The organism is Streptomyces sp. NPDC090025 (genome assembly GCF_044748125.1).
GTDB lineage: Bacteria > Actinomycetota > Actinomycetes > Streptomycetales > Streptomycetaceae > Streptomyces.
The window spans coordinates 106,369-129,754 of the sequence record NZ_JBIVFL010000006.1 but is presented as its reverse complement, the minus strand read 5'-3'; the positions used below and the strand labels follow the sequence as shown (position 1 = coordinate 129,754).

At 71.1% G+C, this 23,386-nt stretch carries 21 protein-coding genes; 9 read left to right on the top strand and 12 right to left on the bottom strand.

Annotated elements, in window-relative coordinates; genetic code table 11:
• Positions 1-57: 57 nt before the first annotated feature.
• The 3 genes from lepB to ACIPXM_RS16755 all read right to left on the bottom strand — a co-directional run bounded on the left by lepB (position 58) and on the right by ACIPXM_RS16755 (position 5,368).
• Positions 58-798 carry a signal peptidase I gene (gene lepB, locus ACIPXM_RS16765; RefSeq protein ID WP_401655758.1) on the bottom strand — a complete coding sequence of 247 codons (741 nt, stop codon included), beginning with the start codon at positions 796-798 and terminating at the stop codon, positions 58-60.
• Between the two features lie 166 nt (positions 799-964).
• On the bottom strand, positions 965-2,911 hold the full coding sequence (locus ACIPXM_RS16760) for an MFS transporter (protein ID WP_401655756.1): 1,947 nt from the start codon (positions 2,909-2,911) through the stop codon (positions 965-967).
• Between the two features lie 93 nt (positions 2,912-3,004).
• Complete coding sequence (locus tag ACIPXM_RS16755) at positions 3,005-5,368, bottom strand: D-alanyl-D-alanine carboxypeptidase (RefSeq protein ID WP_401655754.1); 2,364 nt, start codon at positions 5,366-5,368, stop codon at positions 3,005-3,007.
• A gap of 162 nt (positions 5,369-5,530) precedes the next feature.
• Here ACIPXM_RS16755 and ACIPXM_RS16750 point away from each other — a divergent pair, with 162 nt between their 5' ends.
• The 3 genes from ACIPXM_RS16750 to ACIPXM_RS16740 all read left to right on the top strand — a co-directional run bounded on the left by ACIPXM_RS16750 (position 5,531) and on the right by ACIPXM_RS16740 (position 7,874).
• On the top strand, positions 5,531-6,241 hold the full coding sequence (locus ACIPXM_RS16750; RefSeq protein WP_401655752.1) for a GPP34 family phosphoprotein: 711 nt from the start codon (positions 5,531-5,533) through the stop codon (positions 6,239-6,241).
• A gap of 270 nt (positions 6,242-6,511) precedes the next feature.
• Positions 6,512-7,375: a helix-turn-helix domain-containing protein gene (locus tag ACIPXM_RS16745; RefSeq protein ID WP_401655750.1), complete on the top strand. Its 864-nt coding sequence runs from the start codon at positions 6,512-6,514 to the stop codon at positions 7,373-7,375.
• A gap of 298 nt (positions 7,376-7,673) precedes the next feature.
• A complete protein-coding gene (locus ACIPXM_RS16740) occupies positions 7,674-7,874 on the top strand; it encodes a DUF397 domain-containing protein (protein WP_401655748.1) in 201 nt (66 codons plus the stop codon).
• 157 nt (positions 7,875-8,031) lie between these two features.
• Here the strand turns inward: ACIPXM_RS16740 and ACIPXM_RS16735 are convergent, their stop codons facing one another.
• A complete protein-coding gene (locus ACIPXM_RS16735; protein ID WP_401656179.1) occupies positions 8,032-8,877 on the bottom strand; it encodes a hypothetical protein in 846 nt (281 codons plus the stop codon).
• 116 nt (positions 8,878-8,993) lie between these two features.
• Here ACIPXM_RS16735 and ACIPXM_RS16730 point away from each other — a divergent pair, with 116 nt between their 5' ends.
• Both ACIPXM_RS16730 and ACIPXM_RS16725 read left to right on the top strand, forming a co-directional pair.
• Positions 8,994-9,776, top strand: coding sequence for an SDR family oxidoreductase (locus tag ACIPXM_RS16730; protein ID WP_401655746.1), 783 nt, complete (start codon positions 8,994-8,996; stop codon positions 9,774-9,776).
• A 175-nt stretch (positions 9,777-9,951) separates the two neighbouring features.
• Positions 9,952-11,514: a sodium:solute symporter family protein gene (locus ACIPXM_RS16725; protein ID WP_401655744.1), complete on the top strand. Its 1,563-nt coding sequence runs from the start codon at positions 9,952-9,954 to the stop codon at positions 11,512-11,514.
• Between the two features lie 35 nt (positions 11,515-11,549).
• On the opposite strand, the gene ACIPXM_RS16720 is transcribed toward ACIPXM_RS16725, so the two are convergent.
• Positions 11,550-12,668: an ADP-ribosylglycohydrolase family protein gene (locus tag ACIPXM_RS16720; protein WP_401655742.1), complete on the bottom strand. Its 1,119-nt coding sequence runs from the start codon at positions 12,666-12,668 to the stop codon at positions 11,550-11,552.
• A 218-nt stretch (positions 12,669-12,886) separates the two neighbouring features.
• Between ACIPXM_RS16720 and ACIPXM_RS16715 the strand changes: the two genes are divergently transcribed.
• A complete protein-coding gene (locus ACIPXM_RS16715) occupies positions 12,887-13,987 on the top strand; it encodes a tyrosine-protein phosphatase (RefSeq protein WP_401655740.1) in 1,101 nt (366 codons plus the stop codon).
• 4 nt (positions 13,988-13,991) lie between these two features.
• Here ACIPXM_RS16715 and ACIPXM_RS16710 read toward each other — a convergent pair whose 3' ends face one another.
• The 6 genes from ACIPXM_RS16710 to ACIPXM_RS16685 all read right to left on the bottom strand — a co-directional run bounded on the left by ACIPXM_RS16710 (position 13,992) and on the right by ACIPXM_RS16685 (position 20,153).
• Positions 13,992-14,642: a DUF4276 family protein gene (locus ACIPXM_RS16710; protein WP_401655738.1), complete on the bottom strand. Its 651-nt coding sequence runs from the start codon at positions 14,640-14,642 to the stop codon at positions 13,992-13,994.
• A gap of 2 nt (positions 14,643-14,644) precedes the next feature.
• Positions 14,645-15,832, bottom strand: coding sequence for an AAA family ATPase (locus ACIPXM_RS16705; RefSeq protein WP_401655736.1), 1,188 nt, complete (start codon positions 15,830-15,832; stop codon positions 14,645-14,647).
• Between the two features lie 128 nt (positions 15,833-15,960).
• Positions 15,961-18,570, bottom strand: a complete 2,610-nt coding sequence (locus ACIPXM_RS16700; RefSeq protein WP_401655734.1) for a bifunctional FO biosynthesis protein CofGH — start codon at positions 18,568-18,570, stop codon at positions 15,961-15,963.
• Positions 18,571-18,607: 37 nt separating this feature from the next.
• Positions 18,608-19,009 carry a hypothetical protein gene (locus ACIPXM_RS16695; protein WP_401655732.1) on the bottom strand — a complete coding sequence of 134 codons (402 nt, stop codon included), beginning with the start codon at positions 19,007-19,009 and terminating at the stop codon, positions 18,608-18,610.
• The gene (locus ACIPXM_RS16690) at positions 19,006-19,290 is read right to left on the bottom strand and encodes a hypothetical protein (protein ID WP_401655730.1); all 285 of its coding nucleotides are present in this window, start codon (positions 19,288-19,290) and stop codon (positions 19,006-19,008) included. Before ACIPXM_RS16690 ends, ACIPXM_RS16695 begins: the two co-directional genes overlap by 4 nt.
• A gap of 29 nt (positions 19,291-19,319) precedes the next feature.
• Positions 19,320-20,153, bottom strand: coding sequence for an LLM class F420-dependent oxidoreductase (locus ACIPXM_RS16685; protein ID WP_401655728.1), 834 nt, complete (start codon positions 20,151-20,153; stop codon positions 19,320-19,322).
• Between the two features lie 220 nt (positions 20,154-20,373).
• Between ACIPXM_RS16685 and ACIPXM_RS16680 the strand changes: the two genes are divergently transcribed.
• Together ACIPXM_RS16680 and ACIPXM_RS16675 are read left to right on the top strand one after the other, a co-directional pair.
• On the top strand, positions 20,374-21,870 hold the full coding sequence (locus ACIPXM_RS16680; protein ID WP_401655726.1) for a CehA/McbA family metallohydrolase: 1,497 nt from the start codon (positions 20,374-20,376) through the stop codon (positions 21,868-21,870).
• A gap of 152 nt (positions 21,871-22,022) precedes the next feature.
• Positions 22,023-22,496 (top strand): carboxymuconolactone decarboxylase family protein, encoded by a 474-nt coding sequence (locus tag ACIPXM_RS16675; protein WP_401655723.1) that lies wholly within the window; start codon positions 22,023-22,025, stop codon positions 22,494-22,496.
• Between the two features lie 38 nt (positions 22,497-22,534).
• Here the strand turns inward: ACIPXM_RS16675 and ACIPXM_RS16670 are convergent, their stop codons facing one another.
• On the bottom strand, positions 22,535-23,062 hold the full coding sequence (locus ACIPXM_RS16670; protein WP_401655721.1) for a GNAT family N-acetyltransferase: 528 nt from the start codon (positions 23,060-23,062) through the stop codon (positions 22,535-22,537).
• Between the two features lie 92 nt (positions 23,063-23,154).
• On the opposite strand from ACIPXM_RS16670, the gene ACIPXM_RS16665 reads away from it, so the two are divergent.
• Positions 23,155-23,379, top strand: coding sequence for a hypothetical protein (locus ACIPXM_RS16665; protein WP_401655718.1), 225 nt, complete (start codon positions 23,155-23,157; stop codon positions 23,377-23,379).
• Positions 23,380-23,386 lie beyond the last annotated feature (7 nt).

The following is a 23,386-nucleotide window of genomic DNA, read 5'->3' as shown; positions in this document are numbered from 1 at the left end:
GGTGCCCTTTGACGTACGCGGTCCGCAGGGGCTGTGCGCCCCGTCACCGACCCCTCGTCACAGCCCCGGCTGCTCGAACGTGTCCGGGACCGGGAGGGTCGACCAGTGGTTCACCGGCCAGGCGACGACCACCGCGCGGCCCACGACGTCGCTCAGCGGGACCATGCCCGCGTGGGGGTCGGTCTGGTGGTAGCGGGAGTCCCAGGAGCTCTGGCGGTGGTCGCCCATCACCCAGAGGCGGCCGGCCGGGACGGTGATCTTGAACTGGCCGGCCTGGTCGGTGCTGCACGGGGTGTTGCCCGGGTAGACGTACGGCTCCGCGAGCGGCTTGCCGTTGACCTTCAGGGGGCCCTGGCCGTTGCACTCGACCGTGTCGCCGGGAATCCCGATGACCCGCTTGATCAGGTGCTTCTCGTCGGCCGGCGGCATCAGGCCGACGACCCCGAGGAACTTCTGGAACGCGTTCGGGCTCTGCTCGGGCTGGCCCGCGAGCCAGTCCGCCGGGTCGCGGAAGACGACGACCTCGCCCCGGTTCGGTTCGGCGCCGAACCACGGGGTGAGCTTGTCGACCAGGACCCGGTCGTCCTGCTGGAGGGTGTTCTGCATCGAGCCCGAGGGGATCAGGAACGGCTGCAGCAGGAAGGTCTTGATCAGGAAGGCGAGGATCAGCGCGCCCACCGCGAGCAGCGGCAGTTCGACCCAGAAGGGGCGGCTCTTCTTCTTCCGGCCGCCCCCGTCGGTGGCTGCCGGGTCGGCCGCGCCCTCGTCCGTACCCGCGTCGATCACCGCGTCCGTCATGTCAGCGCGCGCCCCGTCTTGAGAAGGTCCAGAAGGATCGGAGATCCGGGAGATCAGAAAGAAACGTTCCGTACGAACGGACCTTACGGCCCCCGTACCCCCGGAAGGGCCGCCTCAGGCACATCCGCCCTCGTACGAGTGACCCCGCGCCCCGGTACGGGGTGCCTCAGCGCAGTTCCTCCGGGCACGTCGTACCGCGCGGGAAGAGCTTGTACGGGGCCGCGAGCCGGTACGTGCCCGCCTTCGGCGCGATGAGTTCGGTCCACTCGTCGCCCTCCGCGTCCGGCTCCGCCTTCAAGAGGCAGCCCTCCTTGTTCGCGAAGACCTTCGGGATCTCGGTCTCCGCGACCTCCCGCGCCTCCTTCGACGCCTCCGTCTCCTGCGGCGGCTCGATCTTGCCGCCGTTGTCGTCGACCAGCGCCAGCCACGGCGAGTACGGCACCCGGATCTTGATCCGGGCCGGGCGGTCGAGGCGGAGCACCACCTCGTTGGACTCGGCGCGCTGCACCTCGGCGGGTGCGTCGGCCAGCGGGGTCGCGCCCTGGACCTCGTACAGCCGCCAGTTGGCGTCCGACCACACCTGCTTCAGATACGGCAGCCCGCCGTCGACGAGCTCCGCCTCGCGCTTCGCGCCCGAGTCCGGCGCGCCGGTCGGCAGCACCACGTAGTGCACCGCCCAGCGGCCCAGCCAGTCGTGGTAGTTCGCCGCGTTCAGGGTGTCGTCGTAGAAGAGCGGGTTGCGCTCGATGTCCGCCTGCCGGTTCCAGCCGCGGGCCAGGTTGATGTACGGGGCGAGGGCCGAGGACTCGCGGTGGCTGGAGGCCGGGACGACCTCCACCCGGGCCCGCTCCGCGTCCCGCACCTGGAGCTGGTTGATCAGCGGCGCCACCTCGCGCGCCCAGGAGGCGTCCGGGGCGGTGCGGATCACGTCGTCGACGCCCTTGAAGCCGATCCACACGTTCAGGCCGACGAACGCCAGCAGCAGCGCGTACCAGCGGCGCGAACGCGGACGCGCGTACGGCAGCGCCGCCAGCAGCACCACACCGGCGAACAGCATCACCAGGCGCGAGACGTTCGAGCCGATCTGCGAGTCGATCAGCCAGGTGAGCAGGGTGCCCGCCGAGTAGACGGCGGCGGCGGTGCGCACGGTCCGCCAGTCGCGCGGCACGAGCACCAGGACCAGGACGCCGAACAGGAACGGCAGGCTGGTCGAGGCGAACGACATCGGCTGGGTGCCGGAGAACGGGAACAGCCACGCCGACACCGCGACCACCACGACCGGCGCCAGGCCCACCGCGTACGCCCCGGGCCGCCGCTTGTTCAGGAACAGGGCGGCGGCGACGACGCCGAGGAACAGTCCGGCGACCGGGCTGCACGCGGTCGCGAGCCCGGCGAGCGGCGCGGCGACGGCGGCCTTGGCCCAGCGGCGGTAGCGCCAGCGGTGCGGCCAGCAGAAGACGGCGGCGACCGAGCCGAGCGCGAACATCATGCCGAGGCCGAAGGTGACCCGGCCGGAGAGCGCGTTGCAGAGGAAGGCGAAGACCCCGGCGAGCGAGCACGCCAGGGGATTGCGGACGGCCCGCACCCGGACCAGGATCAGCGCGGTCAGCGCGGCCGAGACCGTGCCCGCGATCATCATCGTGGTGCGGACGCCGAGCACCGACATCACGTACGGGGAGACCACGCTGTACGAGACCGGGTGCATCCCGCCGTACCAGGCGAGGTTGTACGCCGAGTCCGGGTGGCGTCCGACGAACTCGGCCCAGGCGTCCTGGGCGGCCAGGTCGCCGCCGCTGTTGGCGAAGAAGAAGACCCACAGGACGTGGGTGACCGCCGCCACAAGGGTGGCGACCAGGACGGGGTAGCGGCGCGTGCTCCGGAAGGGGCGACGGGCGGCGGGCGCGGCGGGCGCCGCCTGGGCAGCGGGCGCGGCCGGAACGGCGGAGTCCGGGGCACCGGCGCCCGCGACGGCGGAGTCGGCGGCGGAGTCGGGGGCGGGGCCGGAACTCGGCCCGGACTCCGGGGCCGGGCGCTGACCTGGAACCTCTATTCGCGAAGGTGAAGACACGTCCCTCTCGCCTCCGGCCTCACGGGTCCCCTCGGCAGTGGTCAATGCGGCCCTCCCCCGATACCGGGAAAACGCTTCCCCAGGTCTCAGGGAACGCTAACAGTTGGGCGCCCGGGGAGCTCCCGGGCGCCCGGACGATCAGCCCAGTCGGGTCAGCTTCTTCTGGAAGCCCGGCTCGACCAGATCCTTCTGCAGCGCCACCGGGGCGCTCACCTTGCCGGTCCCGGTGCCGATCGACACCTGGCCGACGACGTCACCGGTCTTCCCGGCCCGCGGCAGCTTCTTCCCGCCGTCGGCCAGCTCGAGGCTCACCTTCAGGCCCGGCCAGCCGACCGCCTTCAGGTCCTTGGTCGACACCACCGGGGTGCGGCCGCCGAGCCCGTCGTCGACGTAACCGACGACCTGGCCCTTCTTCACCACGGCCGCCGACGTGACGTCGGTCTGCGCCTTCTGGATCACCTTGAGGCTGTTCTTGATGGCCAGGTCCAGCTTCTGCCAGAGCTGCGGCGCGTCCTTGGCGCCCATCACGATGCCGAGGATGCGGCGCTTCTGGCCGTCGACGACGGTGTTCGCCGACCACAGCAGGTTGCCGCCGGCCGGGGTGGACGAGCCGGTCTTGATGCCGCTCACGCCCGGCTCCAGCAGGATGCTGTTGTTGTTCTCGATCCGGCCGGGGATGCCCTCGACGGTCACGTTCGGCATGTCCACGATCTCGCGGAACACGTCGTACTGCATGACCGCCTTCGCCAGCTTCAGCTGGTCGAGCGGCGTGGACACGGTGGTCGCCTGCAGACCGGACGGGTCGGTGTACGTCGAGCCCGTCATGCCCAGGTCCTTGGCGGCGGCGTTCATCTTCTCGACGAACGCGGCCTCCGAACCGGCGTCCCAGCGCGCGAGCAGCCGGGCCACGTTGTTGCCGGACGGGATCATCAGGAGCTGCAGCAGCTCCTTCTCCGTGTAGGTCTGGCCCTCCTTGATGGGGGCCGTCGACTCGTCCTTGGCCTTCGCCTGCTCGCCCGCGGTCTTGTCGACCGCGATCTTCGGGCCCTTGTCCTTCCCCTTGACGGGGTGGTCGCGCAGGATCACGTACGCGGTCATGGTCTTCGCCACGCTCGCGATCGGGGCGGGCTGCTGCGGGCCGTAGGTGCCGAGCGAGCCGACGCCCTCGACCTCGGCCGCGCCCTGCCCCTCGGTCGGCCACGGCAACTGCAGCGGGCCGCCCTCGAAGGTGAAGGTGGGCGAGGCGGAGAGCACCAGCTTGGACGCGGGCAGCGGGCGCACGAACTGTACGACCGCAAACACGACCAGAGCGAGGATCAGGAGCGGCGTCCAGATCTTCACCCGTCGCACGGTGGTGCGCAGCGGCGTCTGCGCGGGCGGCGGGGTGTTGGTCAGCTCCGCCAGGATCTCCAGCGGCGGGCGCGGCGGCAGCGGCTGCTGCCGGGTCCGCTCGGCCTCGGCGAGGGACGGCGCCGGCGGTACGGGGGTGGCGGCGGGCGCGGCCGCGGCGGCGGGCTGCGCCGCCGGGGCGGGCGCCGGGGCCGGGTTCGGGGCCGGGGCGGGCTTCGGCTCCGGGGTGGCCTGGGGGCGCTCCTGGGTGATGTCGCCCTGGAGCGGGCGGAACATCGACGGGGGCACCTTGAGCGCGGTCGTCGGCTGGTCGAGGGGCTGCGGCTTCGGCTCGGCCTTCGCGGCCTCGGGCTTGTCGGCCTCGGGCTCGTCGGTGGCCGGCAGGTCGGCCATCTTGAAGATCGCGGTCGGCTGGTCGACGGGCCGCTCGGGCGCGGGCTTGTCGGCCTCGGGCTCGGCCTTCGCGGCCTCGGGCTTGCGCGCGGCGAACCAGGACTCGGCGTCGGCCGCCTTCGCGGGCTCGGTGGACCCGGCGGGCCCGGCGGGCGCCTTGAGCGTGCGGAGGACGGAGGTGGCCTGGTCGACGGCCGGAGCGGGCTCCGCCGCCTCGGCCGAGGCCGCGGCCTCGGCATCCGCCTTCGCGTCCTCGCCGGACCCGGAGTCGGACTCGGACTCGGACTCCGCGTCCGCGCCCTCGGGCTTCGCCTCCGGAACATCCAGGATCCGGAACACGGACGTCGCCTGATCGACCGCAGGCGCCTCCGGCCCGGCCGGAGCGGCGGCGTCGCCCTCAGCCTCGGCAGCGCCCTCGGCAGCGCCCTCGGCAGCGCCCTCGACCTCGGTGGCGGAACGGTCCTCCGCAACCCCCACAGGCTCCGCCGCGTCCTCCGTGGTGTCCTCCAGCACGTCCTCCGTGGCGGCGGACACGTCCTCCGGCTCCTCGGCGGCCTCGGTGGTCGCCGCGTCCTCCGGTGCCGTCCGCGGCGCCAGCGTGCGGAAGACGGCCGTCGGCTCGTCCACGCGGACGCCGTCGGTGTCCTGGAGGACGGACGACGCCGGTCGCGAGTCCTTGCCGTCCGCGCCGACCGCGCTCTCCCGCTGCTCCGCCTTGTCGGGGGACTCGCCCGCCACCGTGCCTCCTCCATCGCTCATGCGTACGTCCGAACCATCTACCAGTGTCCTGTGTGAACCGCTTGGCCCCCGTGCTAGACGAGAACGACATACCTACCGGTTCCCGTACGAAGCACCCAGGCACTCTCGACAGATGAATGTGAGAGGGGTCACCCTGTCATTCATCCACGCGGGGAGGCATGGATGGGCAGGAGCCGCAGAACTATTCCGGAGGAGCTTCTGCTGCTCGCTCTGGACCCGACGACGGGTACCACAGCGCAGCCGCAGTCGCTCGACCTCGGCCTGGCCGGAGCACAGCTAGTGGAGCTGGCTCTGGCAGGACGGATAGCCCCTGACGGGGATCGTATCGCCGTGGTGATGCCACGGCCGACCGGAGATCCGACTCTGGACTCCGCACTGGAACTGCTGCGCAGGCGTGGCAGTCCGGTACGGGCCGTCCATTGGATCGGCGGACCCCGACTGGGGCTCCGCCAGACGTATCTCTCGCATCTGGAGCGCTGCGGCATGGTCCATGCCGTGGAGGGCCAGATGTGCGGGGTGCTGCCGACGACTCGCTACCAGGCGACGGACACGGCGATCAGCCGGGAGATCAGGTCCCGGCTGGACAGTGCGATCCGCACCGGCGTACCGCCGGACCCGCGGACCGCGGCGCTCGCCGCGCTGGCCCACGCGGTCGGTCTCGGCAAGCACCTGTACCCCGGCAACGAAGGACGGTCGTCGCGGTCCCGGCTGCGCGATCTGATCCGGCACGACCCGATGGGCGGCCTCGTGGCGCACGCCGTCCTGGATGTGCAGAACGGCGTGGGCGCGCAGCCCCGGCGGGCTGCCGCCGCCACGGCGGGCGGGGTTCCGGCCCAGCCGCGCCGCGGCACCATGGCGCGCGTCGCCATGTAGCACCACGCACCACGCGTCACGCCAGACCACGCACCACCACGCACCACGCATCACGCACCACCACGCACGTTTCGGCGCGGTCGCGGGGGGGGGGGGGGGGGGGGCCCCCCGGGCCCCCCCCCCCCCCGCCCCCCCCCCCCCCCCCGGCGCGTCCCGCTCCGCTTCGCTCACGGCTTCGCCGTTTTCCAGCGCACACGGCACCTTTGGTGGCAGTCTGCCAAGCGGTAGATACTCACAGCTACCCTGCCGAGAGCCGGAGGTGCAGTTTCCGTGGCGTCCAATGTCAACCCCACCGTCAGGCGACGCCGATTGGGGCAGGAGCTGCGCAAGCTCCGGGAGGCGAAGAACATGACGGCCGAGCAGGTCGCCGAGCGCCTCCTCGTCTCCCAGTCCAAGATCAGCCGCCTTGAGAACGGCCGCCGGTCGATCAGCCAGCGCGATGTGCGCGACCTCTGCGGGGTGTACGAGGTCGAGGACGAGCGGATGGTCGACTCGTTGATGCAGATGGCCAAGGACTCCCGCCAGCAGGGCTGGTGGCACGCCTTCGGCGACATCCCGTACAGCGTCTACATCGGTCTGGAGACGGACGCGGAGAGCCTGCGGGTGTACGAGCCGCAGATCATCCCGGGGCTGTTGCAGACCCGCGGCTACGCGGAGGCCGTGATCAACGGGGCGCTGCCCGAGTCCAGTCCGGCCGACATCGACAAGCGGGTCACCGTGCGCACCCGCCGTCAGGACCGGATCAAGGACGCCGAGCGTCCGCTGCGGCTCTGGGTGGTCATCGACGAGGGCGCGCTGCGCCGGGTGGTCGGCGGCCGGCAGCTGATGGTGGAGCAGTTGGAGCACCTGGTCGAGCAGTCGCACCTGCCGCATGTGACCGTGCAGGTGCTGCCGTTCCACATGGGTGCGCACCCGGGCATCAGCGGGCATTACGCGATCCTCGAATTCCCGGACACGTCCGACTCCTCGGTCGTCTACATCGAGGGCGTGACGAGCGACCTCTATCTGGAGAAGGCGCAGGACGTCGGCAAGTACAGCGTGATGTACGAGCACCTGCGGGCGCAGGCGCTGAATGTCGAGGACACCCGGGAGTTCATCACCGGCATCGCCAAGGAGTACGCGTCCGGCAAGTAGCGGGACCTCGATGGGAACCGACGGGAACCGACGGCGAAGAACAGGAAACAACGGGAAACCGCGCGAATCAGGGCGTCGCAGGCCGAATGCCGCCATTCGGCGCGGGAGTCGGGGAAGAGGCAGGTACGGTACACCCCCGACTCACCCTGATGTAAGACCAGTTGGAATATGCCATCCGGTCGGGTGAACGCCGGTCCCACTGGACGGGGCCGGGCGAGTAGCGTCGATCACGCCAAAGCAAGCGACACCTTGGCGTGACACCTACTCGCAGTACTCGCAGAAACCGGAGTTGAGAACCATGGCGATTATCCAGGGCGGCACGGACAACTGGACGAAGTCCTCGTATTCCGGCGGCAACGGCGCCTGCGTCGAGGTCAAGTCCCCCGTCATGACCGCGATCGCGGTGCGTGACTCGAAGGCCCCCGAGGGCCCTTCGCTCTCTTTCGGACCGGGGTCCTGGAACCTGTTCGTGGGCGAGGTGGGCGACGGGGCCATCTGACCCCGCGCACACCCCGTAACACCGTAGGAAAGAGCCCTCTCGACCGGTCCGCCGTCCTGGCCGAGGGGGCTCGGCCTTGCCCGTACGGCCCCGGTACGGCCCTGCCGCGCGCCCGGGCCGTACGGGGGCGGCCGACGGCTCAGCCCGACCCGACGGCTCAGCGCAGTTCGTCGACGTAGCGGTCGGTGCCCGGCACGGTCGGGATGAACGGGGCGACCAGCTCCACCCGGCCGCCCTCGACGGACTCCAGACCGGCGAAGTGCTCCGCCCAGCACTCCCGGGGGTCCCGCTCCAGGAACCACAGCAGGGTCAGCCGGTTGTCGACCCCCTCGACCTGCTTCACGTACGTCATGCGGTCGCCCGGCAGCGGGGTGGGGCGGAACAGGGTGACCATCGCCGCCGGTGAACCGGCGAGCCGCCGGGGCAGCTCGCGCGAGCGCAGCCGCTCCACCAGCGCGTCCCGGGCCGCCGGGCCGTCGGTGTCGACGACCTGGAGGACCAGGCCCGCGTAGGGGTGGTCGAGGGCGTGCAGGTCCCGGGGGCCCGCGGCGCCGTCGCGGTAGACCGTCACCTCGTGGTCCTGGAAGGACGTGAAGACGTGGGTGCGGTCGTGGTAGACCCGGGCGTCGCGGTTGAGCCGCTTGTTGATGCCGACGGTCCACTTCATGTGCTCGTCGTAGCGGCCTTCGGTGATCCAGTACGTGGAGAGGTAGCAGCCGGCGGTGACCGGCTGGGCGACCGCCGACTTCTCCGGCACCCGCAGCTCCTGGAGCGGGCGGGTCGCGACCCAGCGGCGGCCCGCGAACATCCAGGGCATCGCCATCGCCCCGGCGTAGTAGTGGTCGTCCTCGTACCAGCGGTTGTAGGCGTACTCGTGGCCCGGGTGCGGTTCCACCATGGTGATCAGGGCGTGGCCGGGGTGGGTGCCGTACGGGCCGACCGCGGCCAGCTCCCCGTACACCTCCGGGCCGGGCCCGGCCGCCCCGGCCCCCTCGCCGGACATCTCTCCGGTCCCCTGCCGCCGTTCCTCGCTCATCCGCGCTCCCCTTCCCTTGTGGGCTGCTCACACCTACTCTGACGGGCCGTCAGATGAATGAACAGGCTCCGGGAGGCACGCACATGCTGCTGCAAGGGAAGACCGTCATCGTCTCCGGTGTGGGCGCCGGACTCGGACACCAGGTGGCCGCCGCCGTCGTGCGCGACGGCGGCAACGCCGTGCTCGGCGCGCGGACCGAGGCCAACCTGGCCAAGTCGGCCGCCGAGATCGACCCGGCCGGCACGCGCACCGCGCACCTGCCGACCGACATCACCGACGAGGCGCAGTGCGAGGCCCTCGCGGCGCTCGCGGTCGAGCGGTTCGGCGGGGTCGACGCGGTGGTGCACGTGGCCGCCTGGGACTCGTACTTCGGCGGTCTGGAGGACGCCGACTTCGGCAGCTGGCAGGGCGTGCTCGACGTCAACCTGCTCGGCACCCTGCGGATGACCCGGGCCTGCCTGCCCGCCCTGAAGGAGCGGGGCGGCGCGGTGGTCATCGTCGGCACCCAGTCGGCGATCGCGGCACCCTCGGAGGTGCGGCAGGCGGCGTACGCGGCCTCCAAGGGGGCGCTGACGTCGACGATGTACTCGCTGGCGCGTGAGCTCGGGCCGCACCGGATCCGGGTCAACACCGTCCTGCCGGGCTGGATGTGGGGGCCGCCGGTGCAGGCGTTCGTGCAGTTCGCCGCGCACACCGAGCAGTTGCCCGAGGAGCAGGTGCTCGCCCGGCTGACCGAGCGGATGGCGCTCCCGGAGCTCGCGACGGACGGGGACGTGGCCGACGCGATCACGTTCCTCGCCTCGGACCGGGCGCGGGCCATCACCGGGCAGTCGTTGCTGGTCAACGCGGGGGAGCTGATGCGCTGAGGCCCTTCCGGGACGGCCGGGGACACCCGCCGACAAGTTCATAGACGTGAACAAGGGTCAGTAAAGCGAACGATTTTACTGTCCCTTGACCCTCCATCGCATTGTCCAGACCTTGTAACTCCCCACACGATGAACGGCGTTCACAAGGCGGACCGGACCCCATGGAGGGGACGCAATGAACAGTCTCGACTGGGCCGTGCTCATCGGCTATTTCGGCGTCATGGTCGCGATCGGCGTCTGGTCCCACAAGCGCGTGGACGACGTCTCGGACTTCTTCACGGCGGGCGGCCGGATGCCCTGGTGGCTCTCCGGCATCTCGCACCACATGTCCGGCTACAGCGCGGTGATGTTCACCGGCTACGCGGGCATCGCCTACACCTACGGCGTGACCTCGTACGTCACCTGGTCCTTCCCCATCGCCATCGGCATCGCGGTGGGCGCCCACCTCTTCGCGCCCCGGCTGAACCGGCTGCGCTCCAAGCTCCATGTGGCCTCCCCGCTGGAGTACCTGAAGAACCGGTACAACCTCCCCACCCAGCAGGCGCTCGCCTGGTCCGGCGTCCTCCTGAAGATCGTGGACGTCGGCGCCAAGTGGGCCGCGATCGCCACCCTGTTGTCCGTCTTCACCGGCATCTCGCTCAACCAGGGCATCCTGATCACCGGTGTCATCACCGGCATCTACTGCACGGTCGGCGGCCTGTGGGCCGACGCGCTCACCGAACTCGGCCAGTTCATCATCCAGTTCCTCGCCGGGATCGCGATGCTCGTCGCCGTGCTCGGCAAGCTGGGCGGGATCGACGCGCTGTGGACCGTGTGGGACCGGCCGGAGCTCCAGGGCCACACCGCGCCGACGGCCGGCCCGTACACGCTGACATTCCTGCTCGCCTATCTCTTCATCAAGACCTTCGAGTACAGCGGCGGCATGTGGAACCAGGCCCAGCGCTACATGGCCACCCCGACCGCCCGCGAGGCCACCCGCTCCGGACGGCTCTCCGCGCTGCTGTGGCTGATCTGGCCGCTGGTCCTCTTCTTCCCGATGTGGGTCGCCCCGCTGCTCATCACCCCGAAGAAGCCCGACGCCTCCGACTCGTACGCCCTGATGACCGAACAGCTCCTGCCGCACGGCCTGTTGGGCCTCGTCATCGTCGGCTTCTTCTCGCACACCATGGCCATGTGCTCCTCCGACGCCAACGCCATCGCGGCCGTCTTCACCCGGGACATCGCGCCGGTGCTCAGCAAGGCCGCCCGCACCTGGACCCAGCGCGCCGGACTGCTCGCCGCGCGGCTGTCCACCATCGCCTTCCTCGGCCTGTCGATGGCGGTCGCCACCCAGGTCAACTCCCCCACCTTCAAGGACATCATCACCGTCGTCATCAAGTGGGTGGCCGGGCTCATGGGGCCGATCGCCATCCCGTTCATGCTCGGCATGCTGCGCACCTTCAGGAAGTCCGGGCCGACGGCGGCGCTGGTCTCCTGGGCGGCCGGTCTGTTCGCCTTCTGGCTGACCAACTACGGCCTGGACGGCGTGGAGTTGCAGATCCAGATCGTCTCGCCGCTCGCCACCTCGCTGATCCTCTACATCGTCATCGGCCTCATCAAGCCGGAGGACACCCCGGAGCGCGACGCGCTCCTGGAGACCCTGGACAGCGGCGACGGCGACGGCGGTGCCTCGGCCGCCGCGATCCCCGGCCAGCCCGGCCGGGCGGCGGGCGACCGGGCCGGACAGCCCTCGGCGTAGTCCCGGGCCGCCCCTGGCCGTGCGGCCGGGGGCGGTCAGGTCCTCGGGTACCGGGTCAGCCAGCCCGAGGCCGTGTCGGCCGGGCCGTGCAGGGCCGGGCCCTGGGTCAGCTCCATGGCGAAGTCGTCCGCCAGCTCAAGGACCGTCGCACGGCCCTCCAGTTCGGCCACCCAGGCCGGCGGGAGGGCCGTCTCGCCGTGCAGGACCCCGAGCAGCGCCCCGGTCACGGCGCCGGTCGCCGCCGAGGGCCCGTCGTGGTTGACCGCCAGCCGCAGCCCGTGCCGGACGTCCTCGCCGACCATCGCGCAGTAGACGGCCGCCGCCAGCTGCCCCTCGGCCCGGTCCTCGGCCGCCCCGAGCGCGGTGACCCGCTCCGCGTCCGGCTTCCCCGCCCGTACGGCGGCCAGCGCGGCCCGCAGCGCCCCGGTGACCGGCTCATGGCCGGGCCGCGCGGACAACTGGTCGATCGCCACCAGCACGGCGGCGTCCACACCGCCGCCCCGGGCGAGCCCGTGCACCACGACCGCGACCGCACCGGCCGCGAGGTGCCCGGCCGGGTCGCCGTGGGTCTGCGCCGCGCACTCCACCGCGAGCTGGCACACCAACTGCGGCTCCCAGCCCACCAGCAGGCCGAACGGCGCCGAGCGGACCAGCGCCCCGCTGTCCGCCGCACCCGGGTTCTTGGGCCGGTCCAGGGTGCCGAGCACCTCGTCGCCGAGCCCGGTCAGACACGCCTTCGCCGGGTCCCTGCGGGCGTACAGCCACTCCTCGCCCGCCAGCCAGCCCAGATCGCGGCGGCGCTCGTCCGGGCCCCAGTCGCGCTGCGTCGCGGCCCAGCGCAGATGGGCCCGGTGCACGTCGGTCGGCGGATGCCAGGCGCCGGTGTCCCGGCGGACCTGGGCGCGGATCAGACCGTCCACGGTGAACAGGGACATCTGGGTGGCGGCGGTGACGGCGCCGCGCCGCCCGAAGGCGGGGGCGAGCTCGGTCAGGCCCTCGGGGCCGTGGGCGGCGCGCAGCGCGGCCAGCGGGCGTCCGGCGGCGCCCGCGCCGAGCGCGTCGCCGACCGCCCCGCCGAGCAGACAGCCGCGCACCCGCGAGCGGAAGTCCTGCTGTTCGGTGCGGCCCCACACGGCCGCGGCTGTGGTGGTCACGACGTGCCCTCCCCCCGTACGAGCGGCACGGACCGTGGCGGCCGGTCCGCGCCTCGACGTGAACCTCCCGCACGACCCGTACCCAGCGGTCTGCCGAGCACTGTAATAGACCGGATGCGCTCGTTCGGGGGCCGGAACGTTATGTGATCGGTCGCCCTTCAGTCCACTTTTGAGCGGAGTTCACCTCAAGTTTCTGGTCGGGCTGAACGATCCGCGCCATGACCCCCGTGACACGAGTAAAGACTTCCTCCGCCGCGCTCGCCGCCGCCCTCCTCCTGGGCCTCGCGGCCCCGGCCACCGCTTCCGCGCACTCCTTCGACCGCGACCACGGCCACGGCCAGCAGCAGGGCCACGGCCGGCGGATCCCCTTCACCGCCGCGACCGTGACCGAGGACGCCACCGCCGGCACCTTCACCATCACCTGGAAGGCGCCGGGCGTGCGTTCCGTCGCGATCCGCACCGAGGGCCGCACCGTGGCCCGCGGCGGCGCCGCCGGCACCGTCACCGTGCGCGGCCTGGCCGCCGCCGACCGCCGCTTCTTCGACCTGGTGCCCGAGCGCGGCGGCTCGCTGCGCCTGGCCGACCGGCTGGTCCGCACCCAGGGCACGGTCAACCTGCGCGACGCGGGCGGCTACCGCACCCAGGACGGCCACTGGGTGAAGATGGGCGAGGTCTACCGCTCCGACGCGCTCGACAAGCTCACCGAGACCGACCTGGCCAAGCTGAAGCGCCTCGGCATCGCCACCGTCTACGACCTGCGGATGCAGTCCGAGCGCACCTCGGCCCCGGACCGCGTCCCGGCCGGTGCCCGTTACAAGGTCGCCGACGTGCTCGCGGGCACCGGCACCTTCAACGGGATGCCGAAGTCCCCGGCCGAGGCCGAGGCCATGATGGTCGAGGGCAACCGCTTCATGGTCAGCGGTGACACCGCGCAGACCGCGTACTCCGCGGTCTTCGACGACATCGCCGACGGCGGCCGCGGCGCGGTCCTGTTCCACTGCACCGCGGGCAAGGACCGCACCGGCTGGTCGAACGCGGCGCTGCTGACCGCGCTCGGCGTCGACCGTGACACGGTGATGGCCGACTACCTGGCCAGCAACACCTACCGGGCCGCCGCCAACGAGGCCGTCCTGTCGCACCTGCCGCCCGCCCAGGCCGCGGTCTACAAGCCGATGCTCGACGTGCGCGCCCCGTACCTGAACGCGAGCTTCGCGGAGGTCGAGGCGAAGTTCGGCTCGTTCAACTCGTACCTGAAGCAGGGCGTGGGCCTGAACCGCCAGGAGGTCGCCGACCTCAAGCGCGAGCTGCTGGTCGGCTGACCCCTCAAGCTGAAACGATCGCTCTCACGCCTGAAACGAAAGCAAGGAAGCTCGGAGACCTGTTGCTTTCCAGACTGAGATGAGGCCCGATCCTGCGGCCCCATTCAGGCTTTGAAGCTATCCTGATACCACTGGAAAACAGGACGTTCTCGAAGGCGTCGGAGCACTTACCAGAGGCTCTGTCCGGATCCCCCCTGTAGCTCCTTGGGGGATCCGGCGGAACCTTCGGGAAACCTTTCCTTACAGCCGCCCAGTCACCGAAGTACCAACTCTCCAACTCCCTCACCGCAATGCGATTCAAGACATGGAAGGCCTCACCTGAATCGACTCCACTCCGCGGTCGCATCCCGCTCTTTAAGGCGATTTCATCGAGGCGCGCCTTTAGCGCAACGCACTCGTCATTATCTCGATCCAGCAAGACGATGACACGAACGTCTTCCCCCCGTCGTCGAGCTGCAGCATATCCCTGGAGTCGCTCTGGTAGCTTCTTGAGAAGATCAGGCTTCCCCCGGAACTGCCGAATACCGATCTTCACCTGGCACCCTTCGAGGATTCTCCTGAGCAGCGGACGGATCGCCTCGGCAGCCGATTCCTCCTCCACCAAAACTTCGAGCAGAACGACTGCGCTCCGGTTCACGCCCTTCTGATTCTTCATTTTCACCCAAGCCCACCGAGCTCAATGGTGGGAGTCTTCGGCTCAGGGAGTTCACTGAAGTAGTTTTCCTGCCACAAAGATCCCAGAAGTGCACCGCTATCGAGCATGTCCGCGACAAGTGGGAGCGCACTTGGCCTGACAACCCTGGTATAACCATCCTCGGCACGATAGAGCGCAATAACCTCATCGGGCTTGCAGGCATCTACAAATTCGTAGGAATGAGTGGTGACGAGAACCTGAGAGCGTTCACTGGATACCCGGCATTGCTGCGCCAAACCAGGCAGAACTGAGCTGTACAGATGATTCTCTGGCTCCTCGATCCCAATAAACGGAGCTGGCGCCGGATCATGAAGCAGCGTCAGGTACGAAAGGAGCTTCAGGGTTCCGTCGGATGCGTTGCTGGCCAGCACCGGGTCTCCGAACGGAGAGTCCTTAATGAACAGCACGAGTCGACCGTCAGGAGACGTCTCATAATCCACCGCTTCCAGGGTGGGAACCGTAGCACGAAGTGCATGCATAATTGAACCGAGCCGGTCCGGATGATTCTCCTTCAGATACTGAAGAACATTACTGATATTATCACCGGATTGAGACAGTCGCTCTTGAGGTCCGGCCGTGGGGGACTTTCGTTCCTCGGCTACGGAAAGATAAGAGAGATACCAACCAGAGATGAATCGCCTAAGGGCCGCTACTCTAGGGTGGGACTTGAACTGCCCCAGAGCATTGACGGCGAGCCTATCCGGACCATCCAGGACCTCTTCCGCCTTTTTCCCGGTTTCCTCATCCACTACATATCCGGACCCGTTCCGGAAATCCAGAATATGACGAGGTCGCCCCTGAGCCGCCCCTGCTGTCCAGCGCAACCATTCTCGGCTCACCACTGGCCTTCCGCGCTCCTCCTCGAGCTCGAGTCGATACGTGAGCAGTTTCGCTCTAGGGTCCTCTCGATATGAAATCTGAATAGCGATCGGCCCGCCCTGCCCCCGCGATCGAAGCTGCCGCAAACCACCCCGCTGATCCCAAGCGTTCCTGACACCCAAGCTAAATGAAGTCTCCATGAAAGCAAAGACGTCAAAAAGAGTCGACTTGCCACTTCCATTGGGGCCAATTAGCACAGAAAACGGCTTGAGTTTTTTGATCTCGACGTCCTGAAGCGTCCGATAGTTCTCAATCTTGATCGCCTCGATCACGGGGGGCCGCATCAATACACCTCAGCTGTCCTTGTGAGTGTTTTGCGTCATCGTAACGTCCGACACCCAGCTCCGACTGCCCCTCCGTGGCCGGGTGCAACGCAACTTTCGCTGAGCACGCCGAATGGCTACTCAACGAGCGGCAGCAGCTGCGGCAGGTGGCCGTCCGAGGCCCGGGCCGCGCGCTGCCGCTCGTCCGGCACCTCCCCGTACAGGGTGGTGCGCGGACGGGACGGGCGGCCCGCCGCCTCGGCGATCGCCTCCAGGTCCTTGATGGACCGGTACGAGCCGTAACTCGACCCGGCCATCCGGGAGATGGTCTCCTCCATCAGCGTGCCGCCGAGGTCGTTGGCGCCCGAGCGCAGCATCTGGGCGGCGCCCTCGGTGCCGAGCTTGACCCAACTGGTCTGGATGTTGGGGATGTACGGGTGCAGCAGCACCCGGGCCATGGCGGTGACCGCCCGGTTGTCGCGGACCGTCGGGCCGGGGCGGGCGATGCCCGCGAGGTAGACCGGCGCGTTGGTGTGGATGAACGGCAGGGTCACGAACTCGGTGAAGCCGCCCGTCTCCCGCTGGATGCCGGCCAGGGTGCGGAAGTGCCCGAGCCAGTGCCGGGGCTGGTCCACATGCCCGTACATCATCGTGGACGAGGAGCGGATGCCCAGTTCGTGGGCGGTCCTGACGACCTCGATCCAGGTGGCGGTGGGCAGTTTGCCCTTGGTGAGCACCCAGCGGACCTCGTCGTCGAGGATCTCGGCGGCGGTGCCGGGGATCGAGTCGAGCCCGGCCTCCTTGGCGGCGGTGAGCCATTCGCGGATCGAGAGGCCGGTGCGGGAGGCGCCGTTGACGACCTCCATGGGTGAGAAGGCGTGCACGTGCATGCCGGGGACCCGGGCCTTGACCGCCTTGGCGATGTCGAAGTAGGCGGTGCCGGGCAGGTCGGGGTGGATGCCGCCCTGCATGCAGACCTCGACGGCGCCGACCTCCCACGCCTGCTGGGCGCGGTCGGCGACCTGGTCGAGGGAGAGGGTGTAGGCGTCGGCGTCGGTGCGGCGCTGCGCGAAGGCGCAGAACCGGCAGCCGGTGTAGCAGACGTTGGTGAAGTTGATGTTCCTGGTGACGATGTAGGTGACGGTGTCGCCGTTGACGCTCGCGCGGATGGCGTCGGCGACGCCGCAGAGCGCGTCGAGCGCGGGGCCCTCGGCGTGCAGCAGGGCGAGGGCCTGCGGGTCGGTGAGCCGGGTCGGGTCGTCGGCGGCGACCGCGAGGGCCTCGCGGACCTCGGTGTCGATCCGCTCGGGCGCGCGGGCGTCGGGCACCAGGCCGGGCGCGGCGGCCTCGCGGAGCGCGTCCCAGTCCCCGTACACGTCGTCGAAGTCCTCGCGGCGGTCGCCGGTGCGGCCCTCGGTGTCGATGGTGGCGTGGAGTTCGGTGCGGCCGCTGGAGGTGGCCGTGAACGCCTCGTCGGGCTCCTGCCAGGGCAGGCCGCGGACGGGGGCGTCGGGGTCGGCGAGGCCGGTGGCGGGGTCGGCGAGGGCGCGCACGTGCGGCAGCAGCCGGGGGTCGAGCCAGGGTTCGCCGCGGCGCACGAACTCGGGGTAGACGCAGAGGCGTTCGCGCAGTTCGAACCCGGCGGCGGCGGACTTCTCGGCGAGTTCCTCGATGCGCGGCCAGGGGCGCTCGGGGTTGACGTGGTCGATGGTGAGCGGGGAGACGCCGCCCCAGTCGTCGATGCCGGCGGCGATCAGCCGCTCGTACTCGGCGTCGACCAGGTTGGGCGGGGCCTGGAGGCAGGCGCTGGGGCCCATGATGAGGCGGGCGACGGCGACGGTGGCGACCAGGTCGTCGAGTTCGGCGTCGGGCATGCCGCGCATGGCCGTGTCGGGCTTGGCGCGGAAGTTCTGGATGATGAGTTCCTGGATGCCGTGGTAGGCGCGGGCGATCCGGCGGAGCGCGAAGAGGGATTCGGCGCGTTCCTCGTGGGTCTCGCCGATGCCGAGGAGCAGTCCGCTGGTGAAGGGGACGGAGGAGCGTCCGGCGTCCTCCAGGACCCGGAGCCGGACGGCGGGTTCCTTGTCGGGCGAGCCGTGGTGGGGGCCGCCGGGCTCGCTCCACAGCCGGGTGGCGGTGGTCTCCAGCATCATCCCCATGCTGGGGGCGACGGGCTTGAGCCGCTGGAAGTCGGTCCAGGACAGCACCCCGGGGTTGAGGTGGGGCAGCAGTCCGGTCTCTTCGAGGATGCGGATCGACATGGCCCTGACGTACGCGACGGTGTCGTCGTAGCCGTGCGCGTCGAGCCATTCGCGGGCCTCGGGCCAGCGGTCCTCGGGCTTGTCGCCGAGGGTGATGAGGGCTTCCTTGCAGCCGAGTTCGGCGCCCTTGCGGGCGATGTCCAGGACCTCGTCGGGGGTCATGAACATCCCGTGGCCGGCCTTGCGGAGTTTGCCGGGGACGGTGACGAAGGTGCAGTAGTGGCACCGGTCCCGGCAGAGCCGGGTGAGGGGTATGAAGACGCTCTTGGAGTACGTGATGATCCCGGCCCGCCCGGCGGCGGCGAGCCCGGCGTCGCGCACCCGCCCGGCCGTCGCGACCAGGTCGGCCAGATCGGCCCCCCGCGCCCGCAACAGCACGGCCGCCTCACCCACGTCGAGCGCGACCCCGTCCCTGGCCCGCTTGAGCGCGCGGCGCATGGCGTTCTCGGTGGGACGGGCGTCGCGTGCTGCCTGGTGATCCGTCATGCGACGAGCATACGAGCGGGTACGGTCACCGAACCCGTCAGTGGTGGCCCAGTATCCCGGGGGCGTCGATGTCCACGGTGACGATGCCCGGCGGGTAGCGGTCCTCGTGGGCGGTGAGGAGGATGGACATGCCGGTGAACTGCGGGCGGGGGGAGGCGCAGTAGAGGGCGTGGCAGGTGTCGATGCCACCGAAGCCCTCCCGGACGAGGGTGCCGACCGTGACGGCGGCGACGGTGTCGAGGGGATCGACGGCGACGGTGGAGAACGTGAGTGCCGCCCGTCCCGCCCCCGCGTCCTCCGACTCGGCCTGGGCCAGGCACAGCGCGGGCACCCACAACGCGTCGCCCGGTGTCCTGGCCATGTTGGCGGCCAGCTCGATGAGGGCCTTGTGACGGCCCCCCGCCAGCGCCAGGACGGCGCTGGTGTCGAGGATGATCACGCGACCTCGCCCCGCGCGGTGCGTACCTTCTCCGCCGCGAGCCGGTAGATGTTGCCCAGGACGTCGGGAGCGTTGTCGAACTCCTCGTCCGTCATCTCCACGTCCAGGAGCGTGCGGGCGTGGTCCCGGTCCGCCTTCAGCCGTTCGGCGATCTGGGCCTTGGTGGGTTCCCGTTCGGCCAGGTGCTGGACGAGCTGCCCGAGGGTGAGGCCGCGCTCCGTGGCGAGCGCGGCCAGGTGGTCGCGGGTCTCCTTGGAGACCTGGATCGTCGTCGATGCCATAGTGGAACTATAGCGGGATTACGGAATGGTCACCCCACGTACGGCGCGAACGCGTCCAGCACCCCCAGGACCTCCTTCTCGTCCCCCGGCGGCAGCTGCAGCACGACCTCCTCGCAGCCCAGCTCCGCGTAGTGGGCGAGCTTGCCGGGGCTCGGCAGCACCGCGTACGGGACCAGCTGGAGGGACTCCGGGGCGCGGCCCGCGCGCTGCCAGACCTCGCGGAGGGCGGGCAGCGTCTCGGTCAGGCCGCGGCCGCCGATCGGCATCCAGCCGTCCGCGTAGTCGGCGATGTGGTCGAAGAGCTTGGGGCCCGCCGCGCCGCCGACCAGGATCCGGGGTGCGCCGCCGGCCGGCTTCGGCCATGCCTCGGAGGCGCGTACGGAGTGGCCGAAGTCACCCTCGTACGCGGTGGGTTCGGCCGCCCACAGGGCGCGCATCAGCCGCATCGCGGAGCGGGTCCGCTCGCGGCGGGTGGGCCAGTCGACGCCGTGGTCGGCGGCCTCCTCGCGGTTCCAGCCGAAGCCGACGCCGAGCGTGAAGCGCCCGCCGGAGAGGTGGTCGAGGGTGGCGATCTGCTTGGCCAGGGCGATCGGGTCGTGCTCGACGACCAGCGTGATGCCGGTGCCGAGCAGCAGCCGTTCGGTCACGGCGGCGGCCTGGCCGAGGGCCACGAAGGGGTCGAGGGTCCGGCCGTACTCACGGGGCAGCTCGCCCCCGGCCGGGTAGTCGGTGTCCCGGGAGACCGGGATGTGGGTGTGCTCGGGCAGATAGAGCCCGGCGAAGCCGCGCTGCTCCAGCTCGCGGGCGAGGCGCACCGGGGAGATGGTCTCGTCGGTCAGGAAGATCGTGGTCGAGATCCGCATAGCGGCACGGTAGGCGGTGCGGCGCGGTTTTCCGAGGGGTGTGACGGGGCGGGATACCGGGCGGTACGGAGTGGGGCGGGGCGGGGGCCGGTATGGGCCGGTACGGGGGGAAGCCGGGACCTGGCTCCCTGGCGCGCGGGGGCGGAAACCGGCCGAGGGGCTGCCCTCGGGCGGTGTCCCGTTGTCCCGTCGTTCACGCACGCGCGGGACAGTCGTGCGCATGACGGATACGACCCGACGCGCGCTCCTCATGACGGGCGCCGCGACCGCGTTTACGTTGGGCACCGTGAGCTTCGCCCAGGCCGACGCCGCCGACGACTCCGGCGACGTCCTGACCCGTACCGTGAGCGGCACGCTGCCGCCCGGCTCCCCCGACTTCGTCTATCTGCCGGTGGAACTGCCGCACGGCGTGCGCGAGCTCCATGTGGCCTACCGCTACGAGCGGCCCGCCGTGCCGCCAGGCACCCAGGGCAACGCCCTCGACATCGGCCTCTTCGACCAGCGCGGCACCGAGCTCGGCGGGCGCGGCTTCCGGGGCTGGTCCGGGGGCGCGCGCAGCGAGTTCTTCGTCCGGGCCGACGCGGCGACGCCCGGCTATGTGGCCGGGCCGGTACGGGCCGGGACCTGGTTCGTGGCCCTCGGCCCGTACACCGTCGCCCCGCAGGGTCTCGACTACACGGTGACCGTCACCCTGCGGCTCGGGCCCGCCGCGCCCGTGGTGCGGCCGGTGTACCCGCCGGAGCGGGCGAGGGGGCGGGGCAGGGCCTGGTACCGGGGCGACTGCCATCTGCACACGGTGCACTCCGACGGCCGCCGCACCCCCGCCGAGGTCGCCGCGCTGGCCCGGGCGGCGGGGCTCGACTTCATCGTGGGCACCGAGCACAACACCCATGCCGGGCACGGCGCGTGGGCGGAGACGGCGGGCGACGACCTGCTGGTGCTGCTCGGCGAGGAGGTCACCACCCGCAACGGCCATGTGCTGGCGCTCGGCACGGCGCCGGGGACGTTCGTGGACTGGCGCTACCGGGCCCGGGAGAACCGTTTCGGCCATTTCGCCCGCGAGATCCGCAGAGCCGGGGGCCTGGTCGTCCCGGCCCACCCGCAGGCCACCTGCATCGGCTGCGCCTGGAAGTTCGGCTTCGGCGACGCGGACGCGGTGGAGGTCTGGAACGGGCCCTACACGCCGGACGACGAGGTCGCCCTGGCGGGCTGGGACGGGGCGCTGGTCCAGGGGAAGTGGACCCCGGCGATGGGGAACAGTGACGCGCACCGGGATCCGGACCGGGTCGGCATGCCGCAGACCGTGGTGCTGGCGGACGAGCTGAGCCGGGCGGCGGTCCTGGCGGGGCTGCGGGCGGGGCGGTCGTACGTCGCCGAGTCGTCGTCCGTCGCCCTGGACTTCACCCTCACCGACGCCCGCGGCCGCTCGGCCGGTCTCGGCGAACGCCTCACCGTCCGCCGCACCGACGAGCCGGTCACCGCCCGCCTCCGCGTCACCGGCGCCCCGGGCCGCACCGCCCGGCTCGTCACCGACCAGGGCGTCCTGTTCACCACCACCCTCCCGGCGGAGGGCGGGGCCGAGGCCACCTGGACGACGACGGCGGCGAACGCCACGTACGTCCGCGCCGAGCTCCGCCACCCGGTGACGGCCCCGCCCCTGCCGGGCGCGCTGATGGCGTTCACGAACCCGGTGTTCCTGGCGGCGGACCGGGACTGACCGGAACGGGGGCCCGTCCGGCGGTCCGTGAAAAAAACTTCGGGAAATCCCGCCGGACCGGTCACACACTCCTCGCGCGCTCCGTCAGTGCATCGAAGGCAACCGCACAGCGGCCGACACGAGCGGCCCTCACAGCGCGAGGAGCGATCCCCATGAGCAGCACCCACGTCCCCACCGCCCGGATGAGCAACCCCACCTCCGTCCTGCCCGGCGCCCTGCCCGCGATCATGGGGCTGCTGAAGGCCGCCAAGCAGGGCGGGGTGCCGGAGTCCACCCTCGAACTGGTGCATCTGCGGGCCAGCCAGATCAACAACTGCGGGTTCTGCGTGGACTTCGGCGCGAAGGGGGCGCGGAAGGCCGGGGTGAGCGACGAGCAGCTGTGGTCGGTCGCCGCGTGGCGGGAGACGCCGTACTTCTCGGACGAGGAGCGGGCCGCGCTCGCGCTCGCCGAGGCGGCGACCCGGCTGGCCGACAGCTCGGACGCGGTGCCGGACGAGGTGTGGGACGCCGCCGCCGACTTCTACGACGAGAAGCAGCTGGCCTCGATCGTCCTGATGGTCGGCGTCACCAACCTGTTCAACCGGATCAACGTCACCACCCGGCAGCCCGCGGGCGCCGGCTGGTGACGCCCCCGGGCCGGGGCCGGGTCCGAAGACAGCGGGCCCTACCGCCCCGGCTCCCGCACCTCCGGCACCGCCCGCACCATCCGGATGTCGATCGGGTCCTCCGACTCGACCGTGAACCCCATCCGCTCGTAGAGCCGCCGGGCCGCGCTCCCCCGCAGCACGGTGAGCCGCACCGGCACCCGCTCCGCGTCGGCCCGGTCGAGCAGGCCGCGCAGCACCGCCGTGCCGAGGCCCCGGCCCTGGGCCTCGCGGGCCAGGTAGAAGTGCTCCAGGTGGTGGCCGGCAGCGGGCGGGTGGGGGCCGAAGGCCACCGAGCCCGCGAAGCCGCCCGCGAGCTCGATCAGCCAGGTGTGCTCGGGCCGGAACTCGTCCCGCAGCCGCTGCCGCACCCGTACCTCGTCGTAGCGGCCGAGCCGGGTCAGGTCGTCCCGCATCACCACCGCCTTGAGCTCGGCGACGGCCGTCACGTCCTCGGGGCGCGCCGGACGGAGCGACCACTCCAGGGCCGTACCGGTGTCCGCGCCCGCTCCCGCGCCCGCGCCCGTACGCGTGTTCTCACTCTGCATGGGCTCCGTATACACGGAACGGGCCCGGCGGCGCTGGACCGTCCGGGGGACGGGCCGCGTAACCGGCCCCGCCGGGGCCGCGTTGGTGCGGCATGAAGAAGATCCTCACCGCCGCCGCCCTCACCACCCTCGCCGTCGCGGGCGGCCTCACCGCCGCTGCCGCCGGGACCGCCGCCGCCGACACCGGGGGCGCCAACCTGCCCTCGGTGGTGCCGCTGAGCGGGGTGCTGAACCCGAAGGAGGCGCCCGCCGCGGTCGCCCAGCAGATGCCGGGCGCCAACAAGCTGGTCAGCGGGCTGCTCCCCGGGCAGCACTGACCGCGCC

Bases quoted from the DNA above. Each gene is read 5' to 3' on its own strand.
- ACIPXM_RS16700 (WP_401655734.1), bottom strand. From the start codon at position 18,570: ATGACGGATCACCAGGCAGCACGCGACGCCCGTCCCACCGAGAACGCC.
- ACIPXM_RS16750 (WP_401655752.1), top strand. From the start codon at position 5,531: ATGGGCAGGAGCCGCAGAACTATTCCGGAGGAGCTTCTGCTGCTCGCT.
- ACIPXM_RS16730 (WP_401655746.1), top strand. From the start codon at position 8,994: ATGCTGCTGCAAGGGAAGACCGTCATCGTCTCCGGTGTGGGCGCCGGA.
- ACIPXM_RS16675 (WP_401655723.1), top strand. From the start codon at position 22,023: ATGAGCAGCACCCACGTCCCCACCGCCCGGATGAGCAACCCCACCTCC.
- ACIPXM_RS16665 (WP_401655718.1), top strand. From the start codon at position 23,155: ATGAAGAAGATCCTCACCGCCGCCGCCCTCACCACCCTCGCCGTCGCG.
- ACIPXM_RS16685 (WP_401655728.1), bottom strand. From the start codon at position 20,153: ATGCGGATCTCGACCACGATCTTCCTGACCGACGAGACCATCTCCCCG.
- lepB (WP_401655758.1), bottom strand. From the start codon at position 798: ATGACGGACGCGGTGATCGACGCGGGTACGGACGAGGGCGCGGCCGAC.
- ACIPXM_RS16725 (WP_401655744.1), top strand. From the start codon at position 9,952: ATGAACAGTCTCGACTGGGCCGTGCTCATCGGCTATTTCGGCGTCATG.
- ACIPXM_RS16715 (WP_401655740.1), top strand. From the start codon at position 12,887: ATGACCCCCGTGACACGAGTAAAGACTTCCTCCGCCGCGCTCGCCGCC.
- ACIPXM_RS16755 (WP_401655754.1), bottom strand. From the start codon at position 5,368: ATGAGCGATGGAGGAGGCACGGTGGCGGGCGAGTCCCCCGACAAGGCG.
- ACIPXM_RS16670 (WP_401655721.1), bottom strand. From the start codon at position 23,062: ATGCAGAGTGAGAACACGCGTACGGGCGCGGGCGCGGGAGCGGGCGCG.
- ACIPXM_RS16680 (WP_401655726.1), top strand. From the start codon at position 20,374: ATGACGGATACGACCCGACGCGCGCTCCTCATGACGGGCGCCGCGACC.
- ACIPXM_RS16710 (WP_401655738.1), bottom strand. From the start codon at position 14,642: ATGAAGAATCAGAAGGGCGTGAACCGGAGCGCAGTCGTTCTGCTCGAA.
- ACIPXM_RS16740 (WP_401655748.1), top strand. From the start codon at position 7,674: ATGGCGATTATCCAGGGCGGCACGGACAACTGGACGAAGTCCTCGTAT.
- ACIPXM_RS16735 (WP_401656179.1), bottom strand. From the start codon at position 8,877: ATGTCCGGCGAGGGGGCCGGGGCGGCCGGGCCCGGCCCGGAGGTGTAC.
- ACIPXM_RS16690 (WP_401655730.1), bottom strand. From the start codon at position 19,290: ATGGCATCGACGACGATCCAGGTCTCCAAGGAGACCCGCGACCACCTG.